This is a genomic window from Corynebacterium cystitidis (genome assembly GCF_900187295.1).
GTDB classification, from domain to species: Bacteria; Actinomycetota; Actinomycetes; order Mycobacteriales; family Mycobacteriaceae; genus Corynebacterium; species Corynebacterium cystitidis.
This window is the reverse complement of record NZ_LT906473.1, coordinates 2,459,122-2,480,837: the sequence shown is the minus strand read 5'-3', so window position 1 is coordinate 2,480,837 and position 21,716 is coordinate 2,459,122. Positions and strand designations below refer to the sequence as shown.

The window sequence follows — 21,716 nt, the reverse complement described above, 5'->3', positions numbered from 1 at the left end:
TCTTTATCGATCGGATCGAGCTTGCGGGATCCCTATTGCAGCTCGAGGCGGCGGGACATATCGGAGGCGAACACACCATTCGGGTCAATGGTGTTGCGGGTCTTCAGCCAGCCCTCCATGCCGGGGTACATGGCGTGGAACATCTCCGGGGTGGTGCGGGATTCCTTCGCCAGGTACAGGCGGCCACCGAACTCCAGAATCTGCTTGTCCAAACGGTCCAAGAACTCGTTGAGTCCCGGGCGGATTGGGAAGTCCACACAGATGTTCCAGCCCTTCATCGGGTAGGACAATGGTGCGCGGTTGCCCTCGCCGAACAGCTTGAACACGTTCAGCGCGGTGTAGTGGCCGGATGCCTGAATTTGGTAGACGATGCTCTTGCACTCTTCCACTGCGTGTGGTGGCACCACGAACTGGTACTGCAGGAAGCCTGCTGGGCCGTAGCCGCGGTTCCACTCGCCGATCATGTCTAGTGGCTGGTAGAACTGCGTTAGGTTCTTAATGTCGTTCTGGCTTGGCGCACCCATGGCGTAGTACAGTTCGCCGATGGTGTTCAAGGTGAACTTGTTCATGGTCCACGACGGGAAGATGTCGGGCACCGTCATCAGCTTCGGTGCACTGAACTTGAGTGGATCCTTCGCCAGTTTTGGTGCGAACTCTTCCAACTGCTCCAAGGTGGCCAGTGAGCCACGGGAGATGGTGGCACGACCCGTCTTTGGTGGCGGGTTAATGGCGTCAAACCATGCAGAGGAGTAGGAGTAGTTTTCTTCAGAACCGTTGGAGTGCTCCTCGATGGTCTCATCAAGAGTTTTGGTACGCACTGTGTCTGAGAGGAAATAAGCCGTCTCGGTTTTGGTCATCTTGATCTTGGCGCGCATGATGATGCCGGTTAAGCCCATGCCTCCCACGGTGGCCCAGAACAGCTCCCCATCCGGGTCATCGGTGCTGCCCTCAGGCTTGAGCTCAAGGATCCGGCCGTCGGCGACCAGCAGGTCCATGGACACAATGTGGTCGCCAAAGGAGCCGTCTGCATGGTGGTTCTTGCCGTGAATATCTGGCCCGATTGCGCCGCCGATGGTGACCTGGCGGGTGCCCGGCAGAACCGGAACCCACAGGCCGTACGGGATGGCGGCGCGCATCAGCTGGTCGAGGGTCACGCCACCGTCCACGTCGACGATGCCCGATTCAGGGTCGATCGAGTGAATCTGGTTCAGCGGCTGCATGTCGATGACGAGGCCACCCGCGTTTTGCGCTGGGTCGCCGTAGGAGCGGCCCATGCCACGTGCAATCACGCCACGGCGTGCGTTGGAGGGCAGGGACTCATTTTGCTCAGCCACCATTTGGACAGCCTTGACAATGGTTTCAGGGTCAGAGGTTGCCAGCACATGGGCTTTGGTTCGAGCGGTACGGCCCCAGCCGTAGAGGGACTTTTCAGTAGTGTGTAGTTCCATCTTTTCCATTCTCATTACAGACGGCGTACAGATTTGCACGTAATTAGCGCGCAGTGCACAGGACAGTCTACAGGTGTGATCTAACTAAAGTTGTAAAGAAACCTGTGAAATAAATCCCATTAATTAAAGTATGAGGCTAAAGCCTATAAATCCATCATCTCCCGGATTTCCGCAGGAAGATCGGCCTGGGAGGTGATCGTCGGCAAGCCCTGCGCTTTATGCTCGGCCAAAACCTCGTAGATCTTAATGCGCGAATGGGAATCCAAAAATGGTAGCTCTTGGGCCATCAGCCGCGTCATGAAGTCATCCAACGGGGCTTCAACAAACTGAGTTGCCACGTGAGTGGCATCCGGATCATCGCCTTGATAGTGCTTCCTCATGCCCCCACCCTACTGTCCAGATACGATAGGCAACTATGGAACACGGATCCTCCCAAGAAGCTACCCAAGAAATTACCTACGAAGCTATTGATTACAACGCCCTCGACAACACCACCGGCGGCCGCGCCCTACAAGCCGGCTTTATCGGCGCGCTGGTGGCGGTACCCGACTACGCGCACAGCGCTACAGCCCGCTGGGTCGCCCGTGGCACCATTGCCGTAGCCAATCTCGCCACCGTCGCCGCATTCAACGCGTTCGACGAAGACCCGCGTAATGACCTCACCGCAGTGCTGCAGCGCGAGGAGCGTAACGACGACGCGCCCGTCGCCTCTGTGGCTACTACCTGGGGCGTGATCGTCGCCCTATTGCTCATTGCCGCTGTCGTTGTGGCAGGTGGCAGCCGTGTCGAGCAAGCCCTGGGCACGTGGTTGGGTGCAAAGGGTGTGGCCAAGCCCCACAGTGTGTTAGGTCTTGCCACGAGCGCGCTGGCTTTCGCCGCGATGGAAGCGCAGGCGCGCCGGCCGTTGCCCGTGGGCGCGACTGACTAAACCCAAAATCGCTACGCTGGGGGCCATGCCACGCATGACCCAGCCTCGCCTCGAGCCACTCAGCTCTCTCGGTTTTTTCGGCGAGAAAAGTGACAGCGATGTCAGCAACGTGATTAATCTCGCTGCACGTCGTGTTTCGCGTAATCAGACGGAATCGCGGTTCCACACGCTGCTCGTGCGCGCCGAAACCGTTGCTGCGGGGGAACACGTGATCCGGCACATCGGCATTGACGAATCAACCCAGTTGGATCAGGTGCGCGACGGGCTCGGCATTGTTTTCGGTATGTCTTTCGGCCCAGCCCCAGCCCGCTTCACGTTGGGGCGTGACGACGCCGGCCGCCTCAACGGCGCGTTAACGCTGGGTTCGCTGCTGCTGCGTACCGGTGACCACCTGCATTTTCACTACGGGCTGCACCATTTCACCCTCATCTTGGGTGATCGTTGGCCCCGCGACGAGGATACCCCGCGCCTGCTGTGTGTCGGTGGGGTGGGGGAGCTGCCCGGCAGCAGCTTCGATCTTGCGGAGATTAACGCATCGCTTGTCGACGAGCGCGTGGTCGACTCCGTGCTTGCGGCCACGAGGCCGGATGTGCGCGATGTGATTGAGCGAGCCAAAATCTTCGATTTCATCCCGTTGCTGCAGGCCATTGACTTAGACCGGCACGTGGATTTGTCCTCTCCTGTCGAGTCTGCCCTGGAATCTTTGCCACGGGAAGCCGCACCAATTGAGGTGGATGCGTTCTGGTCGACGGTGTTGGGTCTGTCGTGTTTGGCTGCCGATGAACTGACGGACACTGTCATTGAGGAGACCATGGAGGCGTTGGGGTGGACCACCGCCACCGGTTCTGGCATGTCAGCTGCTGACACAAAGCGGCTGTGCACCAGTTCCTTGGAGACGTTGTCGTCGATCGGTGCCTACGGTGACGATGTTGTCGCTCCGGCGGACAGGCTGGACGTGTTCCGCGAGCTGCTGCGTAACTCGAGTGTCACCGACTAGGATGGACGCTCATGCCTACCATGCCCCCAGAACCCACCCCAGAGCAACAGGCTGCGATGAGTTCCACATCGCGCGATGAGCGAGCCACGGCTGAAAGCCCGAAGGAGAAGCGTTTTGATGACAGTTCTGCGATCGTGCAGCTTGTTCGTTTCACCGCGGTAGGCATCTTTACCGCGCTCATTGACTGGTCGTTGACCATGCTGTTTACCCACGTGGTGGGGTGGGACCGTCAGGTGGCCAAGGCCATCGGTTGGGTCTTCGGCACCTTGGCTGCTTATCTGCTGAACTCCAAGTTCACCTTCAAATCCGCAGTGAGCGCAAGGAAGGCTTTGGCCGTATTTATCCTGTATGCCTCCACCTTTGCCATCCAACAGCTGATGTACTGGGTGACCAACGCCCCGCTGATCGCCATCGGCTTCGAGGGGGGAGTGAAAGACACGATCTCGTTTGTGATCGCCCAAGGTGTTGCAACCATCACAAACTTCGTGCTGCAGCGTGTATTGATCTTCAAGAAAGACTAGCGGGAGCTGGCGCTAGGCTGATGCGCGGGCAGACCCAGCCACGCCCTAAGGTCTGCGGAAATCCTCGCGTGCGCCCCTGCGCAGCAGCTTAAACCACTGGAAAAACTCGCGGGGGTTTTTGCGCTGCACTAAGAAGAACCAGCCGAAACGCACGAGCTCTTGGAACTGCATCTTCTTCATGCCACGCTGGCCGATGATGTAGCCACGGTTGCGGTAGGTAAAAAAGCGCTTCGTCTCATTGTCGGGGTACTGGGCGTGCGCCTTGCCGTTCATGATGGGGTGGAACTCGCTCGACCCGTCCGGATGTACGTACGCGGTGGTCAACGCGGTGCCGTACCGCAGCCCGGACTGGGAGAGGCGGCGGTGGTACTCTACCTCGTCGCCACGGATGAACAGGCGGTAGTCCGGCACGCCGATGCGCTCCGTCGCTGCCGCAGAGATCAGCGCGCCGTTAAATAGTGAGGCGTATTGGGCAAGGAAGTCTCCCTCGAGTTCGTCGCGGCGCCGCTTCCATGTCAGACCCTGGCGCAGCGGGAATGCCAGCATGTCCGGGTGATCAATGTTGGCCACCACCGGCGAGACCTGGTGTAGGCCTTCGCGCTGTGCCACGCGATACAGTTCTTCGAGGACACCCTCGTCGGCAGGCATGCCGTCGTCGTCCGCGCACCAGATCGCGTCCGCCCCCAGTGCCAGCGCGTGCAAGAAGCCGTAGGCGAATCCGCCGGCACCACCCAAGTTAGTCTTCGAGGGCAGGTACACCGCTTTGTCGCCAGCGAGCTTGACGACGAGGTCCTCCACCGCCTGCTCGCAGCCGTTGTCCACAACGATCACCCACTGGACGGGGTGGGTTTGGTGCACCACTTTCTTAAGCGAGTTGCGAAGTAGCTCCACCCGTTTGTGGGTGACGATGACGGCGGCGGTGGTGCCAGTGGGGTTCAGTGGTGGAGTGTCAGCCATGGTGTTTATTGTGCCACTACCTTGATAGGAATTTGGTGAGTGGACACGGCCCAGTGAGCAATCCGCAATACTTGCGACTTTAATTATTTAGCGGCCGGTAGTTAAGTTAGAAATAGTTTTTCTGAAAAATTGATTAGACATCTCTGACGTGTTAGCTTAGAGCATGACGCTAATAGAAAGCGTGTTCATTTCTGAATGTTCTTTTCTGGTGTGGATATTCAGTTAGACGCGTAATCAGTCTCTTCTCGCTGGTTACGCACCTCGACTTTCTTAGCGCCCTTGCATGTGAGGCACGGCTTTCATGCAAGTGAAAACCCCCGCTGCTGACGTGGTACGGCACTGTCACTAGCGGGGGTTTTCCGTGTCAAAGGAAAGGAGATGTCTCTAATCCTCAGAAGTGTCCTGCTCATGGCGGTTCGATTGGGTTTCATTGTCGGCGTCATCACCGTGGAAGCGTTCCACAAGTGAGCGCACATGCTCGCCAGCTTCTGGGCCTTCGTACGCCTCGACCACTTCGTCGACAAGCCCTGCCTTGCGGATTTCGCCGTGGTCGATCCACAGGGCGGTGGTGCACAGCTGGGCCAGAAAGTCATTGGAGTGGGAGGCAAACACGAGGATGCCGGAGCGTTCCACCATCTCAGCTAGCCGCACGCGGGCTTTGGCCATGAATGCGGCGTCGACGGCACCGATGCCTTCGTCGAGAAGTAAAATCTCCGGCTCGATGGAGGTGACCACGCCCAGGGCGAGGCGGACGCGCATGCCGGTGGAGTAGGTGCGCAGCGGCATGGCTAGGTAATCTCCAAGCTCGGAGAATTCGGCGATCTCATCCATCTTTTGCTTCATTTGTTTGCGTGTTTGGCCGAGGAAGAGGCCGCGGATGATGATGTTTTCGTAGCCGGAGATCTCTGGGTCCATGCCCACTCCGAGGTCAAAGACGGGGGCGACGCGGCCGCGCACGTCTGCAACGCCCCGGGTGGGTTCGTAGATGCCGGACAACAGGCGCAGTAGGGTGGATTTGCCGGCACCGTTGTGGCCGACAAGCCCCACGCGGTCGCCTTCGCGCAAGTGCAGGTTGATGTCTTTGAGCGCTTCGACGACCACGGTGTTGGCATCGTTTTTGCCGATGGCGCCGCCTGCCGACGACAACACGGCCTTCTTGAGGGAGCGTGATTTTGCGTCGAAGATGGGGAAGTCTACGCACGCGTTGTAGGTGTCGATGGAAACCATGTGATGTCTTTCTGTAGGTGCGGCCAGGCTATGTGGGTTTTGTCGTGTAACGCGAGGAACGAGGTGGGTTTTGTCGTGTAACGCGAGGAACGAGCGTTACACCCAGTAGGAGACACGGAAGCGCCATTGGCGCATGGCGAGCAAGGTGAGGGCGATGCCGCCGAGGGTGCAGCCGAGGACGATCCACCAGTGGTAGGCCTCGACGTGGTGGCCGAGCATGGGGGCGCGGATGATTTCGAGGTAGTGGAACAGGGGGTTGATCTCGACGATTTTGGCCTGGTGCGCTACTTCGCCGCCACGGACTTCTAGGGTGTGGGTGGTCCACACGATGGGGGTGACGTAAAACGCGAGCTGCACTAACGCTTCTAGTAGCGGGGCGACGTCGCGGAAGCGGGTGGCTACCATGCCGAAGAACATGGTCACCCACACGCCGTTGAGCACGATGAGTAGCAGCGCCGGTACCGCCATGAGCACTTCCCAGGTCAGCGGTATGCCCAGGAGCGGAACCATGATGACCCAGATGATCAGGTTGTGGAAGAAGAACAGCAGTTGGCGCCACACTAGCCGGTAGACGTGCACTGACAGCGCTGATGGTAGCTGTTTGATCAGGCCTTCGTTGTCGATGAAGACGTTGGCTCCGTCTTTGATGCAGCCGGAGATGAAACCCCACACGATGAAGCCGACGGTGACGTGTGGGAGGAATTGGCGCCAGTCGATTTGGAACAGCAACGCGTATAACAAGCCCAGGGCGACGGCCATCACACCGGTGGCGATGGTAATCCAGAGGGGGCCGAGGGTAGAGCGGCGGTAGCGTTGCCGGATGTCTTGCCAGCCTAGTTCCAGCCACAGTTCGTATTGGCCCCATCCTTTGGTGAGGTCTTTGATGGCGGCGCCGAAAGTCTTGGATTTCGACGGTGGCGTGTTGTCGTGGGTATCCGATGTCATGCGGGCCACGTCGTGACGCAATTCTGTTTTATCAAGCACGCTTATCACACTAGTCGGGGTAGTTGGGTTCTGGGCGAAGGGCGTGGAAGTACCAGCCATCTTCTTTTTTGAAGCAGGGGGCCGTCTCGTCGGTACTCGCCCGTTGGTAGCCCGTACAGGTTCGCTCGCTGCCGTGGGGGCCTACTTCTTCCCATGTGAAGCCCTCGGGTGGCGGGGCGTTGGGGTCGGGTGTGTTCTCGGCGTCGGGGAGCGGGCCCGGCGTGTCAACGGTGGTTTCCGCGTGGACGTATTTGGTGATTGTGTCGGTTTCCGTGACGGTGTGGTCGAGGGTCTGCGTGGGGCCAGGTGAGGTTTCGGTCACGGTCACGGTGCTACGCGCGCTTGTCGACGATGGCGTGGGCTGGTCTGGGGTGCACGCACTTAAGGGGGTTGTGAGCCCGAGCGTGACGACGGCCCCTGCCATCGCCTTTGCTGAGCTCTGGGTACGTGTGGGCTTTCTTCTTGTCATCTGACCTCCGGACGTGTGCCTAGAATCTTGGCGTGAGTATAGTGTAGCTATCAAGCCACATATCAGTGCATACCAGCAGTTTTTGGTCAACTGGGCAGGCGCGCGCAGAGCGTGACTGCTCTGTCGCTCACGGTGTTGATTCTGTGAGGGAACCCGAGAGGGGATCCGGTGTGTGTTGGCGGGCGGGAAGTGGTTGAATAGCAAGGGAGGGATTGCCCGTTGCGTCGATCTAATGGGCCACTAAGGCGTTGAGGAAAGGAACTGTGCATGACATACGACGTGTTTAGTGTCCGCGGGCTGTACACTTCCCTTTCTGACGGGTGGACCTACCTCAATGCCCATGATTGTCCGCAGATTCCAGAGCGGGTGTCTGCGGCGGTAGCGCGCTCTTTTCGCATGTCCACCCAGGCCGCCGCGCCTGATACGCAGGCTGGTTCGCACTCGCGGAGCTATGCGGGCCGCCCGGAAGGTCTGGCGTTTGTTGCGGATGCGCGCCACGCTATTGCTGATCTTGTGGGCTCGACCGCGGATTGTGTGGTGTTGGGGCCGAACTTACCCACGTTGTACGCCGCCTTGTCTGCTGCAATGCGCCAGCAGTTCCGCTACAACTCGTCTGTCGTGTTGTCTACGTTGGAGAATCCGGCACATTTGGTGGCGTTTAAAAATACCAACGCCGAGACGCGGTGGGCGCAGCCGGATTTGGGCACGGGAGTGTTGCCTGCGTACCAGTATGATCAGCTTGTCGACGGTGCCACCCGGCTTGTGTCGATCCCCGCTGCTGATGGGCTCCTGGGCACGATCGTGGATGTTGCCGCTATTACGGAGTGTGTGCGCGACCGGTCGCGCGCGTGGGTGCTTCTCGACGCCACCAACTACGCCCCCTACCGCCTGATTGATGCCGACGAGTGGGGTGTGGACATTATCGCAGTTGATATTGGTGCGTTGGGTGGACCGCAGGTTGCGGCATTGGTGTTCCGTGACGAGGCGATGTTCCGCCGGTTGGATACTGTGTCCCCGCTCGGTTCAACTGAGGGTGCTAACAAGCTTGCTCTCGATGTTGCCCCCGGCCTGGCAGGTGGGGTATCACCGCTGGTCGAGCATTTGGCTGATTTGGTGCCACCTGCTGAAAAGGGCAGAGTGAGTCGCCGGATGCGGCTGGAAACGTCAATGGTGGACTTGGCGGATTACTTCGACACGTTGGCTGAGGAACTCTATCGGGCGATGCGCGTGTTGCCTGCCGTACACATCGTTGGTGTCTCGGGTGAGGCTGCAGTGGGAGCGCCTGAGCAACGCCTTCCTCGTCTCTCTTTTATCGTCAACGGTGTTCCCGCCGACACGGTGTACAAGCGCTTGGTGGACAACAGGGTGGTCACCACGGTCACGCCACCAACCGCGCTGCTGGCGGACATGGGTGTCAACGAGATCGGCGGTGCTGTCACCGTCTCTCTGGGGCCGTTCAATACCACCGCCGACATTGATCATCTGGTGCGCGTGGTTGCCTCCCTGGCTTAATTTTCTTGAGCCTTCTGTTTTTGGGGATGAAAACTATTATCTATTAATCAGGTAATTCTTATGAGATTCATCACAAAATATTAGTAGAAATTGGATTGACCTGCACATTTGCAAAACAGCGCCTGAATGTACCCTTTACTGTTCGAAAATCATACTTATGGTGGAGGGTGAAGGCGTGCTTGAGTGAAAACCATGAGTGGCAACGCAGTCTCTGCCCAGGTAGCACGCACGAATTGCCCAGATCACCCGAGTTTGCTAGGAGGCAAACCAATGTCCACCAAAAAGTTCACTAACCTCACCGTCTACCGCCAACCAGAGGCCAATGAAATCCTGGTTGAAGACGGCAAGTTCAAAGAAATTGGCACCAATCTCCCTGACGCCGATGAGACGATCGATCTCGATGGCAAACTAGTCGTCCCGCCATACGTCGATTCGCACCTGCACCTCGACTATATCGGTACTGGTCGCGACGATGAGGCAGCCGATAACCTCACCGGCACCCTCTTCGAGGGTATTGAGCGCTGGTCGCACATCAAGAAGAACCAAACCGTTGATGATGTCAAGCGCCGTGCGCTGCGTGGCATCTACGAAGAAATGATCCATGGTGTGCAGTACATCCGCACCCACGTCGATGTCACTGACCCTGAATTGATCGGCATGCAGGCAATGCTTGAGCTACGCGAAGAACTCAAAGACACTGTCAGCATCCAGATTGTGTCTTTCCCGCAGGAAGGTATGCACAACTACCCGAACGGTGCGGAACTGGTCGAAGAAGGCTTGAAGATGGGGGCCGATGTTGTCGGCGGCATCCCGCACAGCGAGTGGGCCCGCCAGTACGGCGAGGAGTCGGTCCACAAAACCGTCGATCTCGCGCTGAAGTACGACAAGCTGATCGATGTGCACTGTGATGAGACCGATGATCCGATGTCGCGTTTCGTCGAACTGCTCAACGCGCGCGTGCTTGCCGACGACTATGGCACCCGCACCACAGCATCTCACACCTGCTCCTTTGGTTCTGCAGATAATGCTTATGCCTTCCGCATGATGGGGCTGTTTAAGAAGTCCGGCATTAACTTCACTTCCCAAGGCACAGAAAACGCTTACCTGCAAGGCCGTGCCGATTCCTACCCGAAGCGCCGCGGTTTGACGCGGGTGAAGGAATTCCTGGAGGAAGGCATCAACGTGTCACTCGGCCAAGACTCCATCGTGGATCCTTGGTACCCAGCCGGTAACGGCAACTTGATGAACGTGCTGGATAACACCCTGCACTTGGCGCAGACCATGTCTTTCGCGGAGATGGAGGTAGCACTTGATCTGATTACTTACAACGGTGCCACCACCCTGTCCATCCAGGATGACTACGGCCTGGAAGTAGGCAAGGATGCAAACTTCCTGGTGCTCAACGCGCCAGATGCGTTGGAGGCAGTCCGCCAGCGTGCAGACGTTCTTGCGTCGATACGCGCAGGCGAGTACCTGTTCAAGCGTTCCATCACGCTGGAGCAGGATCTTGAACTGCCAGAAGTTGGGGCGTAGGTCGAGCAACGATGGCTTCCCAACCTCATGACAATTCAAGAAATCACACAACTGCGGCTGCTGATGCTGTAAACGCTGGGCCCACCACTGCGCGCACAGGAGTGTCTTTCTTCGTCCTAGTCTCCATGGCAACAGTGACGATGATGGCGATCCTGTCAGAGCTTGTGCCTTCGGGCATCTTGCCGCAACTGATGGAAGGGCTCAATATTACTGAAGCTCAGGCAGGCAACCTTGTTGGCGTTTACGCCATTGCGTCTGCCCTTTCGGCCATCCCGCTCATCGCGTTAACAGTGACTATGCCGCGAAAGCGACTGCTGCTGATCTTGCTGGTTGGGTTTGCCCTGTCCAACTTCATCGTGGCGATTTCCACCACCTATGCTATGGCCCTGGTGGGCCGCTTGCTTGGTGGTGTGTGCGCCGGTGTGCTGTGGCCGATGATCGCGGCCTTCGGCATGAAACTGGTACCCCAGGAACGGGCAGGACAAGCTACCGCAATTATCATGGCCGGTACTACCGTAGGTATGTCGATTGGTGTGCCTGCGATGACCTGGGTCGGCCTCAGCTTTGGTTGGCGGGTGGAGTTCCACACCCTGGGTGTCATGACGGTCCTCATTTTCCTGCTCATGCTGCTCGTCGTGCCTGAGGCCCCGGGTGAGGCCCGCTCCAAAGAAAACTCGGTGTGGACCATCATCCGCAACCGTGGTGTGCTGCTTGTTGTGCTGTTGACGCTGCTTGCAGTGGTGGCAAACTACGCCATTTATGTGTACATCACCAACCTGGTGGACACCATTGAGTTCCCCAGCTTGGCGTTGGCGCAGATCCTGTTTGGTATCGGCTGTTTCATCTCGGTATTCGCCGCCGCGCGCTTTTCGGACTCTCACTTGCGCCAGCTGATTACTGCCATGCTGGGCCTTGGCGGTTTAGCATTCCTAGTGTTCGCGTTTGCTGGTGGCACAGTTGTGCTGGCGCACATCTGCTTCATCGTGTGGGGCTTTGGTTTCGGTGCGCTAGTCTCGGTGTTCCAGGCTGCCACCACTCGCCAGGTGAAAAGCGGTAAAGCTGTGGCCACCTCGATTCAGTCGGCCACCTTTAATTTCTCCATCATGATCGCTTCTGCTGCTGGTGGTGCGATCTTGGCCCAGGCATCGATGATTACTTTGCTGATCATCTGTACGGTGCTGCTGGCGATAGCTGCAGTGATCACCTTTGCTTCCAAGGGTGCGCTAGCGCCTGAGCTTTACGACGAAGCGGAGATGGTCGCAGCGTAAGCACCAGCACCTACACCACGAGCACTAGTTTGCCGGTCACCGTGCCGGAATCTAGCAGCTCGTGGGCGCGTGCTGCGTCGGCAAGCGGAAGTGTCTTGTCGATCGTGGTGCGGATCTTGCCCTGCTCAATCAGTGTCCACACATGCTCCACGGTAGACGCGCAAATTTCCGCCTTCTGCTCCACAGGGCGTGCGCGCAGTGTGGTCGCGTGCACCGACTGGCGCCGCGGCATCATGCGTGCCACAGGCAGCGTACCTTTCGGCCCGCCTTGGACCGCGATGACCACCAGCGTGCCATCAAGACCCAGGCAGCGCACGTTGTCTTCCAGGTAGGGTCCGCCGATGATGTCCAAGATGATATCGCAGGAGCCTTTGAGCTTGTCGACGAATGACTCTTCCTTGTAGTTAATGGTGATATCCGCGCCCAGTTCGCGGGCGTGGGCGAGTTTCTCTGCCGAGCCTGCCGTGGTGGCTACTTCTGCGCCCATCGCCTTGCACATCTGGATTGCAAAAGAGCCAATGCCTCCACCTCCGCCGTGGATGAGCACGCGCATGCCTTCTGTGAGTCCTGCGAGCATGCCGACGTTCGACCATACCGTGGTGGCCGCCTCCACGATGGAGGCGGTGTCAGTAAGACTGAAGCCCTTGGGGATGGGCACGAGTTGGCCTACTGGCACCGCGACGTACTCGGCGTATCCGCCACCGGCGAGCAAGCATCCGACTTCTTCGCCGACTTCGCGTCCTGTGTCGCCGGCATCGGCGATGGTGCCCGCGCACTCCAAGCCGATGATCTCTGATTCGCCCTTCGGGGGTGGGTAGTTGCCCTGGGCTTGCACAAGGTCGGCACGGTTGACACCAGCAGCGGCGACTTTGACGAGGACTTCGCCCGGCTGAAGGGTGGGGGTGGCAACGTCGGCAAGCTCGAGGGAGCGCGGATTGTCCGGGTCAGTCTGGGTGATTGCTTTCATAGTTGTTGGAACGGTTGCTGGGATTGTTTCGCTCATGGGGACCAGATTAGCCATTATGGCGGGGGTGTAGGTTAGAATCTTTCAAGCACTGATTTTGGTCGGTGTTAGGGAGACGTGGCAGAGCGGCCGAATGCACTGGTCTTGAAAACCAGCGAGGGTCACACCTCCAGGGGTTCAAATCCCCTCGTCTCCGCCATATGTGCGCAACACCGCAGGCTGCTTCTGATCCAAGCAGCCTGCGGTGTACTTATCAGGTGCTTGCCGTACGGAGGCTATCGCGGGTATTGCCCCACTAGTTCATGAAGCGCACGGGCGAGAAGCGGGCAATGCCATCAAGGACCTTTTGGCCCAGCTCGTGTTCCCCTAGTGCATCGGCAGCGGCTTCAATACCGGTTGGGATGTTTGCTAAAACGCTGGAGACAATCTCGGCAGCTGTCTCGTCGGAAAGCCCGAATTGTACCCCTGCTTCTACTAGTCCGATTGGTGTCATCTCATCAAAGGCGTAGCTTTTACCAATCTTCATAGGAAAGTAAGCGCGTTTCTCACCAGTAAGCAATGTGGCAGCAGAGATGGAATCATAGAGCGGGGCGATTTCAAGCGCGCCTGCAGTCCCGAGCATGATGGAATAGTTTTTTGCATGAGCGTCCGTACCTAAAATCCCAACATTGTAGACAATCAGCATGAATAAGTCTGCAAGAACTTCCGTGCGATGAGCAGGGCTGACGTTTTTCTGGAGGGCATTCCGCATGTCGGCAAGTCCAGGGCCACCGTAGCGGTGCTGGTACTTCTTATCCGGCATCACACTGAGCGCTTGGCAGAAGTCCTCCTGGTGGAACCGATAGACTATGCCATCATCGGCTAGGTGGCGGTCATAGCGAGTCAAGATCGTGGCTGTTAGATCGCCGGAGGGGGCATGCCATCTACGAGCTTCAGTGGCAGGTAACCCGATGCGAAACGCTGCATCCAGACAGATCACCTCGAGGCTATCGATATCCCTAATGTAGTAGTCACTGCGTGGGTCAGCGGGTTTAATGATATGTGTAGTGGCGTGCTTCTTAGTTGGGGGGAGAAAAATTCCTTCCTGGTCGGCTGTTAAAGCAATTTTCGGTTGGGCTCCTGCGATGCTGAACGTGAAATCTGCGGCGAGGTTGGGTGAAGGTTGGCCGTGGTATCGTCTCAGCGTTCCAGCCAGGATTGTCTCTAGCTGATCGTCGGAAAGGCGGGCAGGGGTGTCAGTAGTGCTTATTCGCGTGGCATCGCGTGAAGCTTCACCTGAGGGCAATAGTTGAAGTGCTCCCGCTACGTCGCCACCGTGATAGTTTAAGAGGCCCAAAACAGAATTGGGCGAGGTTAATGCTTCCTGGGCCATGGCTGAGAGGGCTTCCTGGTTGTCTGGAAGTAAACCCCAGAGAAACGGGTAGGCGGCCCTGTTCTTGTGCTCGGAGGCGCTTAATGGCATGGATAGAGAAATAGGGAACGTTGCGCTTTCTGAGTATCGGAAGGTGATCTGGCCGTTGTGTTCCTCAAATCGGCCGATTGGGTGGCCGTCGACGTGCGCTTCCAGGAAACGGGTTGGGGGCATGGGCTGTCTCTGCCTTTACACTCAGTGTGATTTCCAGGCCTAAGACACTAATGGCATCAAGCACTGGGAGGAGTTCAACGGTGGTTTTTCCTTGTTCGAGGTCAATGACCCATTTCCTGCTGCAGCCGATTTTCTCGGCGAGCTGTTGTTGGGTCCAGTCTTGTTCAAGGCGTCGCTGCCTGATTGCTGCTGCAAGTTCGGCGACTGTTTCTACTGTTCGCGGGGTTGCTCTACGATCCATATGCGGCCCAACTGTAGTGAATGTCACCGAGCGGTGTCAAGTTGTAAAGTTATCGATCGGTGACATTCGGTAAAGTCACTGTACGGTGACTTGTTGGTGGCGGGCGCTTAACGACGATCAATTGACGACGGCCTCAGCAGACAATTTTGTCTTTAACCCGGAGAATTTTTACTCGATGATTTTCTTGAGTCTCAAAGTATTGATCCCCGAGACTATGAACTTAAGATGGCACACGCCGTGAATAGTAGGTAAGCAAGTTCTGGGCGGGCCTATTGGGCCTTGAACTAGACGTATGCAGCTTGTCGCTGATCCCCACAGTTGGAGCGCACTCCTCAAATCTTCTGATTTTAGAGCCGGGAAAAATTTAAAGTTCTTCTTCGTCGAATTCAACTTGCTCCGGGATCTCAACACTATGGTCCAAGGCTTCAGTATCCTCGTGCTCCACATGTAAAGGGTCGGTTTTGTTATTTGGTGGTTTAACGACGCATTGTCGAATCCCGTCGACATGTTCGCTCAAGCTTGGCGTTATGGGATTCCACATGGGATCAAGAATGAAGTCAATTCCCTCTCTTCTAGCATGCTTGGCAGCCGGAACGAAGTCACTATCTCCAGCAATCATCACTATTTGGTTGACGATTCCGCGCTCGGCAAGCGTCGCAATATCGAGACCAAGCCTCATATCGACCCCTTTTTGCACGATGTCGAGAGTGAAGTCAGATTCACGGAGGTCTTCGAGGGAGAATCCGGATTCCGGGTTCAGAAGTTTCTTGAGAGGGGTCGACTTTAACTGGTATTCATTTTGAGATTCCAACTGTTCGCCACGCCGTAGTGCAACTTTTCTTTTCTTAGTTAACTCGCTGAAGAACTCATTCGTCCACGCGTATGTATCAGTCTGGCGAAGATTGACCTGTTGTCGAGTCAAAGGATGGAAGACTACTTTATCGGAGGGAGGGCAGTCGTAGTAATAGATTCGATATAGCGAGCTTTGTGATTTTCTAATGTGTCGGTGACAGTACTTGAGCAACTCATCAGCGCGAGCGGCAGCACTCTTATCGCCGAAAAGGGAATAAGCCCTATAGCGATAAAATCCACCATCTACCAAGACTGAAGTAATTATTGGTCTGAAAGAGCGAACCATCTCTCTCCTAAAGAATATAAAACGCGCCTGTCATCGGCGCTCTCCTGAATAAGTGGAGGGTCAACGGCAGACGCGTTGTCCCCACTTTAGCAAATAGAGCGAGTAATTTAAATTGAATCGCCTAAGAGTTTACACAGTTCTTCCGGTAGCGATGTAAGCAAGTCAGGATTCAAGTTTCACCACAGCGGATCAACGAGACAGAGTCCTGATCGATCGGCAAAATTTATGCCTACCCGGCCACCCAGCGCCCTACCCAGCCAGCGCTGCCAGCAAAGCAATGGTCACTATCGCGCCAACAACGTAGTTGAGCCAAAGAAACACACGCCAGCCCTTGCGTGTGACTTCGCACTTCACATCGGTCACATTCCAAAAGCGTGCAGCATTGGCAACATACCCCAGACCCACCAGCGAGATAATCCACCCCGGAAAAGGCAGGAAAAGCAGCAGAGCAGAAGCAGCGGCATACAACACCACGGTCAAGCGTGTCACTGTGCGCGCCCCCAGCTCAGTTGCTATCGACGATAAACCCGCCTGCCGGTCAGCCGTGATGTCTTGCACAGCCCCGAAGGCGTGCGAGGCCATACCCCAGAGGAAGAATGCGCCAATTGCGCCCCAGAACACTAACCCCGGTGTTGGGACGACCATGGTGGCTCCGACCAGCGCCGGTGTGGTGAAGTGCGCGGAAGACGTCACTGAATCAAGCACGGGTTTTTCTTTAAACCGCAGGCCCGCGACTGAATAAGCAACAACCGAAAACATGGACACTGCAAGCCAAGCAGTAGACATCCACGTGCCCCCAATAACCAGCACAACCAAAAACGGCACGGTGGTGATCACTGAGGCCCACAGCACCGGCTTGTGCCACTTGGGGTGCAGCACAGAGCCTTCAATTCCGCCTTTGCGGGGGTTGCGCAGGTCGGATTCGTAATCAAAAACATCGTTGATGCCGTAGATCGCAATGTTGTAGGGAATAAGGAAGAACAGCGTGCCGACGATCAACTGCCACGTAAACCCACCGCCTACTAAAAGGTAAGCAGCGGCGAAAGGGAAGGCGGTGTTGATCCAGCTGATCGGGCGCGATGCGGCCAGGATAGTGCCAAACAGCGACATTAACGGCGCCTTTCTTGAGGTGGCCACACGGCGGTAATGATGAGGGTGGCAAAGAGTGGGTAGAACAGGTCTTCAATGGGCATCAGGCCAAGGTAGATGCCCAGATTTTGTTCGGTGCCGTAGTCGACGTTGCCAAAAGCAATCATCAGATTGTCAAAAATAATGGTGAGAACCGTGACGATCGCCAGCACGAGCAGAGTCACCGCGGGCTGCCTGCGGTACACATGGTGTCGCTGCACCCACACCAGTACTGCGACTATAAGAAAAGGCAGGGAGATGAGCAGGTAGGTCATCGGATCACCTGCCGGGCCCCAGAAGTTAAGTTCATCAGCAGATAAACCAGGAAGAACAGGAAAATCGGTTCTTCGATCGGCATTTCTGGACCCAACAAAATCCCAGTCATATAGTCAGCATCCCCGCGGTAGAAGGTGCCTGTGGCAATGCCGAGGACATCCCACAGCAGAAACGCACCTACCAGCACCACAGAAAGGATGGTGGCGCGCCGGGCATCGGCGAAAAATGCCAGCTTCCAGCGCCAGTCGCACAGCACCATGCAGCCAATCGTCGCGAGCAGAATAAACAGGTAGGCACTAGCCATTGATACTCTCCATGGGGGCGGCGTCGGTAGTGCCGTCGATACGCTTCAGCACGTTTTCGGCAGAGATCAAACACATGGGCACGCCCACCCCAGGCACGGTGGTTTGGCCCGCGTAGTACAGCCCTCGAACCTTGGATGAGACATTCTTGCCGCGGAAAAACGCCGATTGGCTCAGTATGTGCGCTGGCCCGATGGCCCCGGCGGACCAGGAGTGGTACCTGTCGGCAAAGTCTGCCGGGCCAATGGATCGCTTGACGACGACACGCTGCCCCAAATCTTCAATACCCGCCCACTGGCCGATCTGCTCTAGTGCTTCATCAACAATTGCCTCAACCGCTGGGCTTGCCTGGCCTGTATAGGCATCGCCATGGCCAAGCGAATCATCAGCAGCCACTGGGATGAGCACAAAGAGATTCTCGTGCCCGGTAGGCGCTACCGAATCGTCGGTAGCAGAAGGCTTGCAGATGTAGATGGAGCGTGACGCACCGCTCGGGCGCGTGGCCTGCGGCCCGTCGTAGACCACAGCGAAATCCTGCGACCAATCTTCAGAAAACATCAGCGTATGGTGCGGCAGCTCAGGCAATTCACCGCTGACCCCCACTAGGGCAAGCACAACTCCGAGGCCGGGGTCGCGCCGGGCAAAGTAGCGCTTGTTGTACGTGCGTAGTTTCTTCGGTAACAGCGAATTTTCGGTGTGGTTCAGATCGGCAGCACTGATCACGATATCGGCGCGAAGTTCGGCCACGCCGCCGTCGTTAAGCACCCGCACCCCGCGCGCCTGTCCATCCTCAACAACAATCGCGGTGGCCTCGGTGCCCAGCCGAATCTTGGCACCGTGGCGCACCGCCAACCGCTCTAAAGCACGAATGATCGAAACGAATCCGCCCTGTGGGTAGCGCACGCCCAAGGTGATGTCGGTGTGGCTCATCAGGTGGTACATGCTGGGTGCCTTTTTGGGTCGCGAAGACAGGAAAACCGCCGGGTATTGCAGGATTTGGCGCAGGCGAGTATCCGTAAATCGCTCATCGACGAAGCTTTTGAGCGACTCTGTCAGCAGCACCACCAGGCGCAGCGCTTGGGAAATCACGTCTTTATGCAGGAACGGCCGCAGGGAAGTGAAGGTGGTGTAGAGGAAACGGTCGAGAGCAATCTGGTACACCTCGTCGGCACTGCGCAGATAGTCCCGCAGCGCATCCCCGGCACCCTCTTCGATAGATTCAAACAGCTCGGCGGCAGCATCCACACCAAAGGGCAGGTCAATCGGCGGTTGGCCTTCAGAGTAGACGCGGTACCCAGGATCCAGCAGGGTCAGGTCTAGTTCGTCCTCGGTGGAGGTGCCCATCAGCTCAAAGAAGTGGTCGAAAGCCTCGGGCATCAGGTACCACGAAGGCCCTGCCTCAAAGCGGAAACCATCAACGGTGATCTCATCGACTCGCCCGCCAACATGATCATTCTTCTCAATCACGGTCACATCCATGCCGCGTTTCGCCAGCAGCCCGGCGGTGGCCAGCCCTGCGACTCCCGCGCCAATCACGATGGCAGAGTTTGGGGTTGTCATGATGATGATCCTTTCAGCAGGGGTGCACGCGCTACCGAGCGTGCGATAAGAAGTGCTTTACGACGAGCCGGCACACTGATTCTCGTGCGCACCAGTTCAGTAGCGTCGATATCGTCGATCAGCTCAGTAAGCTCAGTAAAAAGCTCAGTTGCGGCCAAAACCCCAGCTCGGGCAGACAGCGGAAGTTCGGGGATGACCCCGCGTGCAACCACAAGGTCTTTGCGGATACTGGCCACAATCTCATCTTTAGCAGCGTTGTTGAGCTGATGTTCTGTGCCGGGGAAGTAGGTGCGCCCAAGGCTGACGGTGTCCTCGCGGACATCGCGCAGGAAGTTAATCTTTTGAAAAGCGGCCCCCAGGCTGCGTGCCCCGTTTTCTAATTCGGCATATTGTTGTGGGCTGACAGTTCTATCTGCGTAGAACGCGGCCAGGCACAACAGCCCGATGACCTCGGCGGAACCATAGATATAGTCATCCAGGGTTTCATCGGTGTGCTGAGTTTGGGTGAGGTCGCGGCGCATCGAGCGGAAAAATGCGGCGACGTGCTCATCCTTGAACTTGCAGCGCCGCGCGGTTTGCGCGTAGGCGTGAACTACTGGGTCAGTATGAAACCGCAGGTTTGGGGCGTTGCGGATTTGCTGCTCATAGCTATCGAGGGCACGTGATGGGTCGGTGACACCTGCGGCTGAGGCAGTGCCATCGACGATCTCGTCGGCAATGCGCACCATCGCATACAGGTTACGGATGTCCCGGCGCACAGCAGGAGAGAGCAGATTGCTAGACATACCAAAGCTGGTGGAATACTCAGCGATAACGGCGGCAGCAGCGCGGTCAGCCATATCGTCGTAACGGCGCAAATAATCAGTATCAGATAAATCAGAATCAGACATAGGAACGTACCGATCTTTCCACTCGTGCAATCACATTGTCCAAACCAGCCCGGGTGACCGGAGTCAGGGCTGGTGACTGTACCGCCTGGCGGGCGTCAGCGATATGGTCGTAGGCCTCATCGGCGACAGCTTTAACAGCTTCGGTTAGTGACATTGTGTGAAGCCGCATGGTCAGCACCGTCCTGCGGCCCTCGGTGAGATCACCACCAGTAACCTTGCCGGTATCTTCCATCGGCGCGACCGCCCCGGCAATATCATCGGCAGCCTGATAAGCCTGGCCGAGTGGATCCGCCACCGCGGACAGCGCGTCTAAAGTGTCCGGATCATCACGGCCAGCCGCGAGAGCTCCGAGATGGAGCGGGGCAGTAAAAGTGTACAGGCTGGTCTTGAAAAAGTTGCTGGCACGCACGGTATCAAAGCTGGCAGCGCTGTTTGTTTCAGCGACGTCGGCGACGCGGATAGCGTCGCTGCCTCCGCTGGAAGCGGTGCGGTGGGAGACATCAAGCATCTCACCGTAAACCGTTTGCAGCGAAAAGCGGGCCATCATGGCACAGGCTTTCCGCACCATGGCGTCGGAAAGCTCTGAGCTGGATAAGGCTTGGAACATGGCCAAAAGCCCCATGTCTCCAGCAAGAATAGCCGCCGACATTCCCACATTGCGGTTACCACTTGCGGTGGCGATCTGTTCATGCAAGGTCGGTTTCCCACGCCGGTAAGGATCATCATCGATCAGGTCATCATGGACAAGCAAAGCCGCGTGGAGTAACTCCACCGCTCCACCAAAAATCACCGCGGTGGTGCGCTGGTCACCTGAGACATCACCCGCAGCAATATGGACCAAGCGAGGCCGCAGATGTTTGCCGCCCAGAGCATTGGTGCGCAACACCTCCAGAGCACTAAGGAACAGAGGCTCTGAGGAAAAATTCTGTGTCTGAGTGAAGTGCTTTTCTAAAAAAGAGAGTGATTCACTTATTCGCTTATCGACGAAGTCAATATCCAGTTTGTCGTCAGTCACCGGCTTACAATCTTTCCTCGACGTTGGAGACGTCGATGTGGAGGGTTGCTGCGGAAATTCGTGTTCATGGTGTGGAACCCGCGTTGAAAGCGGTGCTTGAGTTGTGAAATACCGCGCACAGCACGCGCATCCATGTCCACGCTCAGATCCGGCTGGTACCAGACGGTTTCATCATCGCGAACCGCAAAAGACAGGTGTAAATCATCATGGACTGCTGTATCAGCTAAATCGATGTTGTCTTTGATGCTGTGCCACCACTGTGTTTGAATTACGCAGTTAGTCCCATAAATCGGGTAGTGCCCCAGCGCGGATCCGGTTGTGTAATAGTAAGCGCCCAAATACAACGCCGAGATTGCGCGCCCAAGACCGCCAGCTAAATCGAAGCAAGCAGTGCCGGTCACAGCGACGACAGTTTTGTCAGCCGCAGCGCAAGATTGGCGTTCTATCAAGTCCCATACCTGATGCACCCGCCGAATATGATCCGGTGGCACCACCACATCAGCATCCGTACGGACAATGAGATCGCCTTGAGCGTGGGAGTAGCCGCAGGCCGCCGCCCACGTAATTCCTTGCCTGGGTTCCCTTACCACGCGCACCCGCGGAAAAGATGCGGCTACCTGCGCCGAGCTATCGGTGCAGTTGTTATCAACCACGATGATTTCATCTGCCAGGACATCTTGGTTGGCAAAAGAATTCAAAGCGCGTTGCAGAAGCTTCGCGTCGTTATAGCAGGGTATAACGACCGAGATTCGGCGAGGCGCTGAAGGCATGAC

The 21,716-nt window shown here is 57.0% G+C and carries 23 protein-coding genes and 1 tRNA gene; 7 read left to right on the top strand and 17 right to left on the bottom strand.

The window, feature by feature from the left end; all coding sequences use genetic code 11:
- Positions 1 to 32 precede the first annotated feature (32 nt).
- Both CKV99_RS11750 and CKV99_RS11745 read right to left on the bottom strand, forming a co-directional pair.
- Complete coding sequence (locus tag CKV99_RS11750) at positions 33 to 1,448, bottom strand: FAD-binding oxidoreductase (protein ID WP_092258901.1); 1,416 nt, start codon at positions 1,446 to 1,448, stop codon at positions 33 to 35.
- Between the two features lie 143 nt (positions 1,449 to 1,591).
- Complete coding sequence (locus CKV99_RS11745; RefSeq protein WP_092258904.1) at positions 1,592 to 1,828, bottom strand: hypothetical protein; 237 nt, start codon at positions 1,826 to 1,828, stop codon at positions 1,592 to 1,594.
- Between the two features lie 35 nt (positions 1,829 to 1,863).
- Between CKV99_RS11745 and CKV99_RS11740 the strand changes: the two genes are divergently transcribed.
- Genes CKV99_RS11740 through CKV99_RS11730 form a run of 3 tightly spaced genes read left to right on the top strand, consistent with a single transcriptional unit; the run spans position 1,864 to position 3,894 of the window.
- Positions 1,864 to 2,376, top strand: a complete 513-nt coding sequence (locus CKV99_RS11740) for a hypothetical protein (protein ID WP_092258907.1) — start codon at positions 1,864 to 1,866, stop codon at positions 2,374 to 2,376.
- A 25-nt stretch (positions 2,377 to 2,401) separates the two neighbouring features.
- The gene (locus tag CKV99_RS11735) at positions 2,402 to 3,373 is read left to right on the top strand and encodes a hypothetical protein (RefSeq protein ID WP_143063441.1); all 972 of its coding nucleotides are present in this window, start codon (positions 2,402 to 2,404) and stop codon (positions 3,371 to 3,373) included.
- A gap of 11 nt (positions 3,374 to 3,384) precedes the next feature.
- Positions 3,385 to 3,894 carry a GtrA family protein gene (locus tag CKV99_RS11730; protein WP_092258913.1) on the top strand — a complete coding sequence of 170 codons (510 nt, stop codon included), beginning with the start codon at positions 3,385 to 3,387 and terminating at the stop codon, positions 3,892 to 3,894.
- Positions 3,895 to 3,939: 45 nt separating this feature from the next.
- Here CKV99_RS11730 and glfT1 read toward each other — a convergent pair whose 3' ends face one another.
- The 4 genes from glfT1 to CKV99_RS11710 all read right to left on the bottom strand — a co-directional run bounded on the left by glfT1 (position 3,940) and on the right by CKV99_RS11710 (position 7,486).
- Positions 3,940 to 4,851, bottom strand: a complete 912-nt coding sequence (gene glfT1 / locus CKV99_RS11725; RefSeq protein ID WP_092258916.1) for a galactofuranosyltransferase GlfT1 — start codon at positions 4,849 to 4,851, stop codon at positions 3,940 to 3,942.
- Between the two features lie 384 nt (positions 4,852 to 5,235).
- Positions 5,236 to 6,078: a galactan export ABC transporter ATP-binding subunit Wzt/RfbE gene (wzt, locus tag CKV99_RS11720; RefSeq protein ID WP_092258919.1), complete on the bottom strand. Its 843-nt coding sequence runs from the start codon at positions 6,076 to 6,078 to the stop codon at positions 5,236 to 5,238.
- A gap of 96 nt (positions 6,079 to 6,174) precedes the next feature.
- Positions 6,175 to 7,023, bottom strand: coding sequence for a galactan export ABC transporter permease subunit Wzm/RfbD (gene wzm / locus CKV99_RS11715; protein WP_092259253.1), 849 nt, complete (start codon positions 7,021 to 7,023; stop codon positions 6,175 to 6,177).
- 49 nt (positions 7,024 to 7,072) lie between these two features.
- Positions 7,073 to 7,486, bottom strand: coding sequence for a hypothetical protein (locus CKV99_RS11710; RefSeq protein ID WP_092258922.1), 414 nt, complete (start codon positions 7,484 to 7,486; stop codon positions 7,073 to 7,075).
- A 312-nt stretch (positions 7,487 to 7,798) separates the two neighbouring features.
- Between CKV99_RS11710 and CKV99_RS11705 the strand changes: the two genes are divergently transcribed.
- The 3 genes from CKV99_RS11705 (at position 7,799) to CKV99_RS11695 (ending at position 11,844) form a co-directional block, all read left to right on the top strand.
- Positions 7,799 to 9,043, top strand: a complete 1,245-nt coding sequence (locus CKV99_RS11705) for an aminotransferase class V-fold PLP-dependent enzyme (RefSeq protein WP_092258925.1) — start codon at positions 7,799 to 7,801, stop codon at positions 9,041 to 9,043.
- A gap of 192 nt (positions 9,044 to 9,235) precedes the next feature.
- A complete protein-coding gene (locus CKV99_RS11700; RefSeq protein WP_231910239.1) occupies positions 9,236 to 10,576 on the top strand; it encodes an amidohydrolase family protein in 1,341 nt (446 codons plus the stop codon).
- Between the two features lie 11 nt (positions 10,577 to 10,587).
- Positions 10,588 to 11,844 (top strand): MFS transporter, encoded by a 1,257-nt coding sequence (locus tag CKV99_RS11695; protein WP_197697189.1) that lies wholly within the window; start codon positions 10,588 to 10,590, stop codon positions 11,842 to 11,844.
- Between the two features lie 10 nt (positions 11,845 to 11,854).
- On the opposite strand, the gene CKV99_RS11690 is transcribed toward CKV99_RS11695, so the two are convergent.
- The gene (locus CKV99_RS11690; RefSeq protein ID WP_092259256.1) at positions 11,855 to 12,811 is read right to left on the bottom strand and encodes an NAD(P)H-quinone oxidoreductase; all 957 of its coding nucleotides are present in this window, start codon (positions 12,809 to 12,811) and stop codon (positions 11,855 to 11,857) included.
- Positions 12,812 to 12,919: 108 nt separating this feature from the next.
- Here CKV99_RS11690 and CKV99_RS11685 point away from each other — a divergent pair.
- A tRNA-Ser gene (locus tag CKV99_RS11685) sits at positions 12,920 to 13,007 on the top strand.
- Between the two features lie 96 nt (positions 13,008 to 13,103).
- On the opposite strand, the gene CKV99_RS11680 is transcribed toward CKV99_RS11685, so the two are convergent.
- The 10 genes from CKV99_RS11680 to CKV99_RS11635 all read right to left on the bottom strand — a co-directional run bounded on the left by CKV99_RS11680 (position 13,104) and on the right by CKV99_RS11635 (position 21,713).
- Entirely contained in the window at positions 13,104 to 14,393 is a 1,290-nt protein-coding gene (locus CKV99_RS11680; protein ID WP_092258934.1) for a HipA domain-containing protein, read from the bottom strand.
- On the bottom strand, positions 14,335 to 14,634 hold the full coding sequence (locus CKV99_RS11675) for a helix-turn-helix domain-containing protein (RefSeq protein WP_092258937.1): 300 nt from the start codon (positions 14,632 to 14,634) through the stop codon (positions 14,335 to 14,337). The genes CKV99_RS11680 and CKV99_RS11675 overlap by 59 nt, the downstream gene beginning before the upstream one ends.
- 364 nt (positions 14,635 to 14,998) lie before the next feature.
- Positions 14,999 to 15,556 (bottom strand): NYN domain-containing protein, encoded by a 558-nt coding sequence (locus CKV99_RS11670; RefSeq protein WP_231910032.1) that lies wholly within the window; start codon positions 15,554 to 15,556, stop codon positions 14,999 to 15,001.
- A 465-nt stretch (positions 15,557 to 16,021) separates the two neighbouring features.
- Positions 16,022 to 16,882, bottom strand: a complete 861-nt coding sequence (locus CKV99_RS11665) for a prenyltransferase (RefSeq protein ID WP_092258943.1) — start codon at positions 16,880 to 16,882, stop codon at positions 16,022 to 16,024.
- Entirely contained in the window at positions 16,882 to 17,175 is a 294-nt protein-coding gene (locus tag CKV99_RS11660; protein ID WP_092258946.1) for a lycopene cyclase domain-containing protein, read from the bottom strand. The genes CKV99_RS11665 and CKV99_RS11660 overlap by 1 nt, the downstream gene beginning before the upstream one ends.
- On the bottom strand, positions 17,172 to 17,480 hold the full coding sequence (locus CKV99_RS11655) for a lycopene cyclase domain-containing protein (protein WP_092258948.1): 309 nt from the start codon (positions 17,478 to 17,480) through the stop codon (positions 17,172 to 17,174). The genes CKV99_RS11660 and CKV99_RS11655 overlap by 4 nt, the downstream gene beginning before the upstream one ends.
- The gene (gene crtI, locus CKV99_RS11650) at positions 17,473 to 19,038 is read right to left on the bottom strand and encodes a phytoene desaturase family protein (RefSeq protein WP_092258951.1); all 1,566 of its coding nucleotides are present in this window, start codon (positions 19,036 to 19,038) and stop codon (positions 17,473 to 17,475) included. The genes CKV99_RS11655 and crtI overlap by 8 nt, the downstream gene beginning before the upstream one ends.
- Positions 19,035 to 19,928 carry a phytoene/squalene synthase family protein gene (locus CKV99_RS11645; RefSeq protein ID WP_231910030.1) on the bottom strand — a complete coding sequence of 298 codons (894 nt, stop codon included), beginning with the start codon at positions 19,926 to 19,928 and terminating at the stop codon, positions 19,035 to 19,037. The genes crtI and CKV99_RS11645 overlap by 4 nt, the downstream gene beginning before the upstream one ends.
- A complete protein-coding gene (locus CKV99_RS11640; RefSeq protein WP_092258954.1) occupies positions 19,921 to 20,943 on the bottom strand; it encodes a polyprenyl synthetase family protein in 1,023 nt (340 codons plus the stop codon). Before CKV99_RS11640 ends, CKV99_RS11645 begins: the two co-directional genes overlap by 8 nt.
- Positions 20,940 to 21,713, bottom strand: coding sequence for a glycosyltransferase family 2 protein (locus CKV99_RS11635; protein ID WP_092259262.1), 774 nt, complete (start codon positions 21,711 to 21,713; stop codon positions 20,940 to 20,942). The genes CKV99_RS11640 and CKV99_RS11635 overlap by 4 nt, the downstream gene beginning before the upstream one ends.
- Positions 21,714 to 21,716 lie beyond the last annotated feature (3 nt).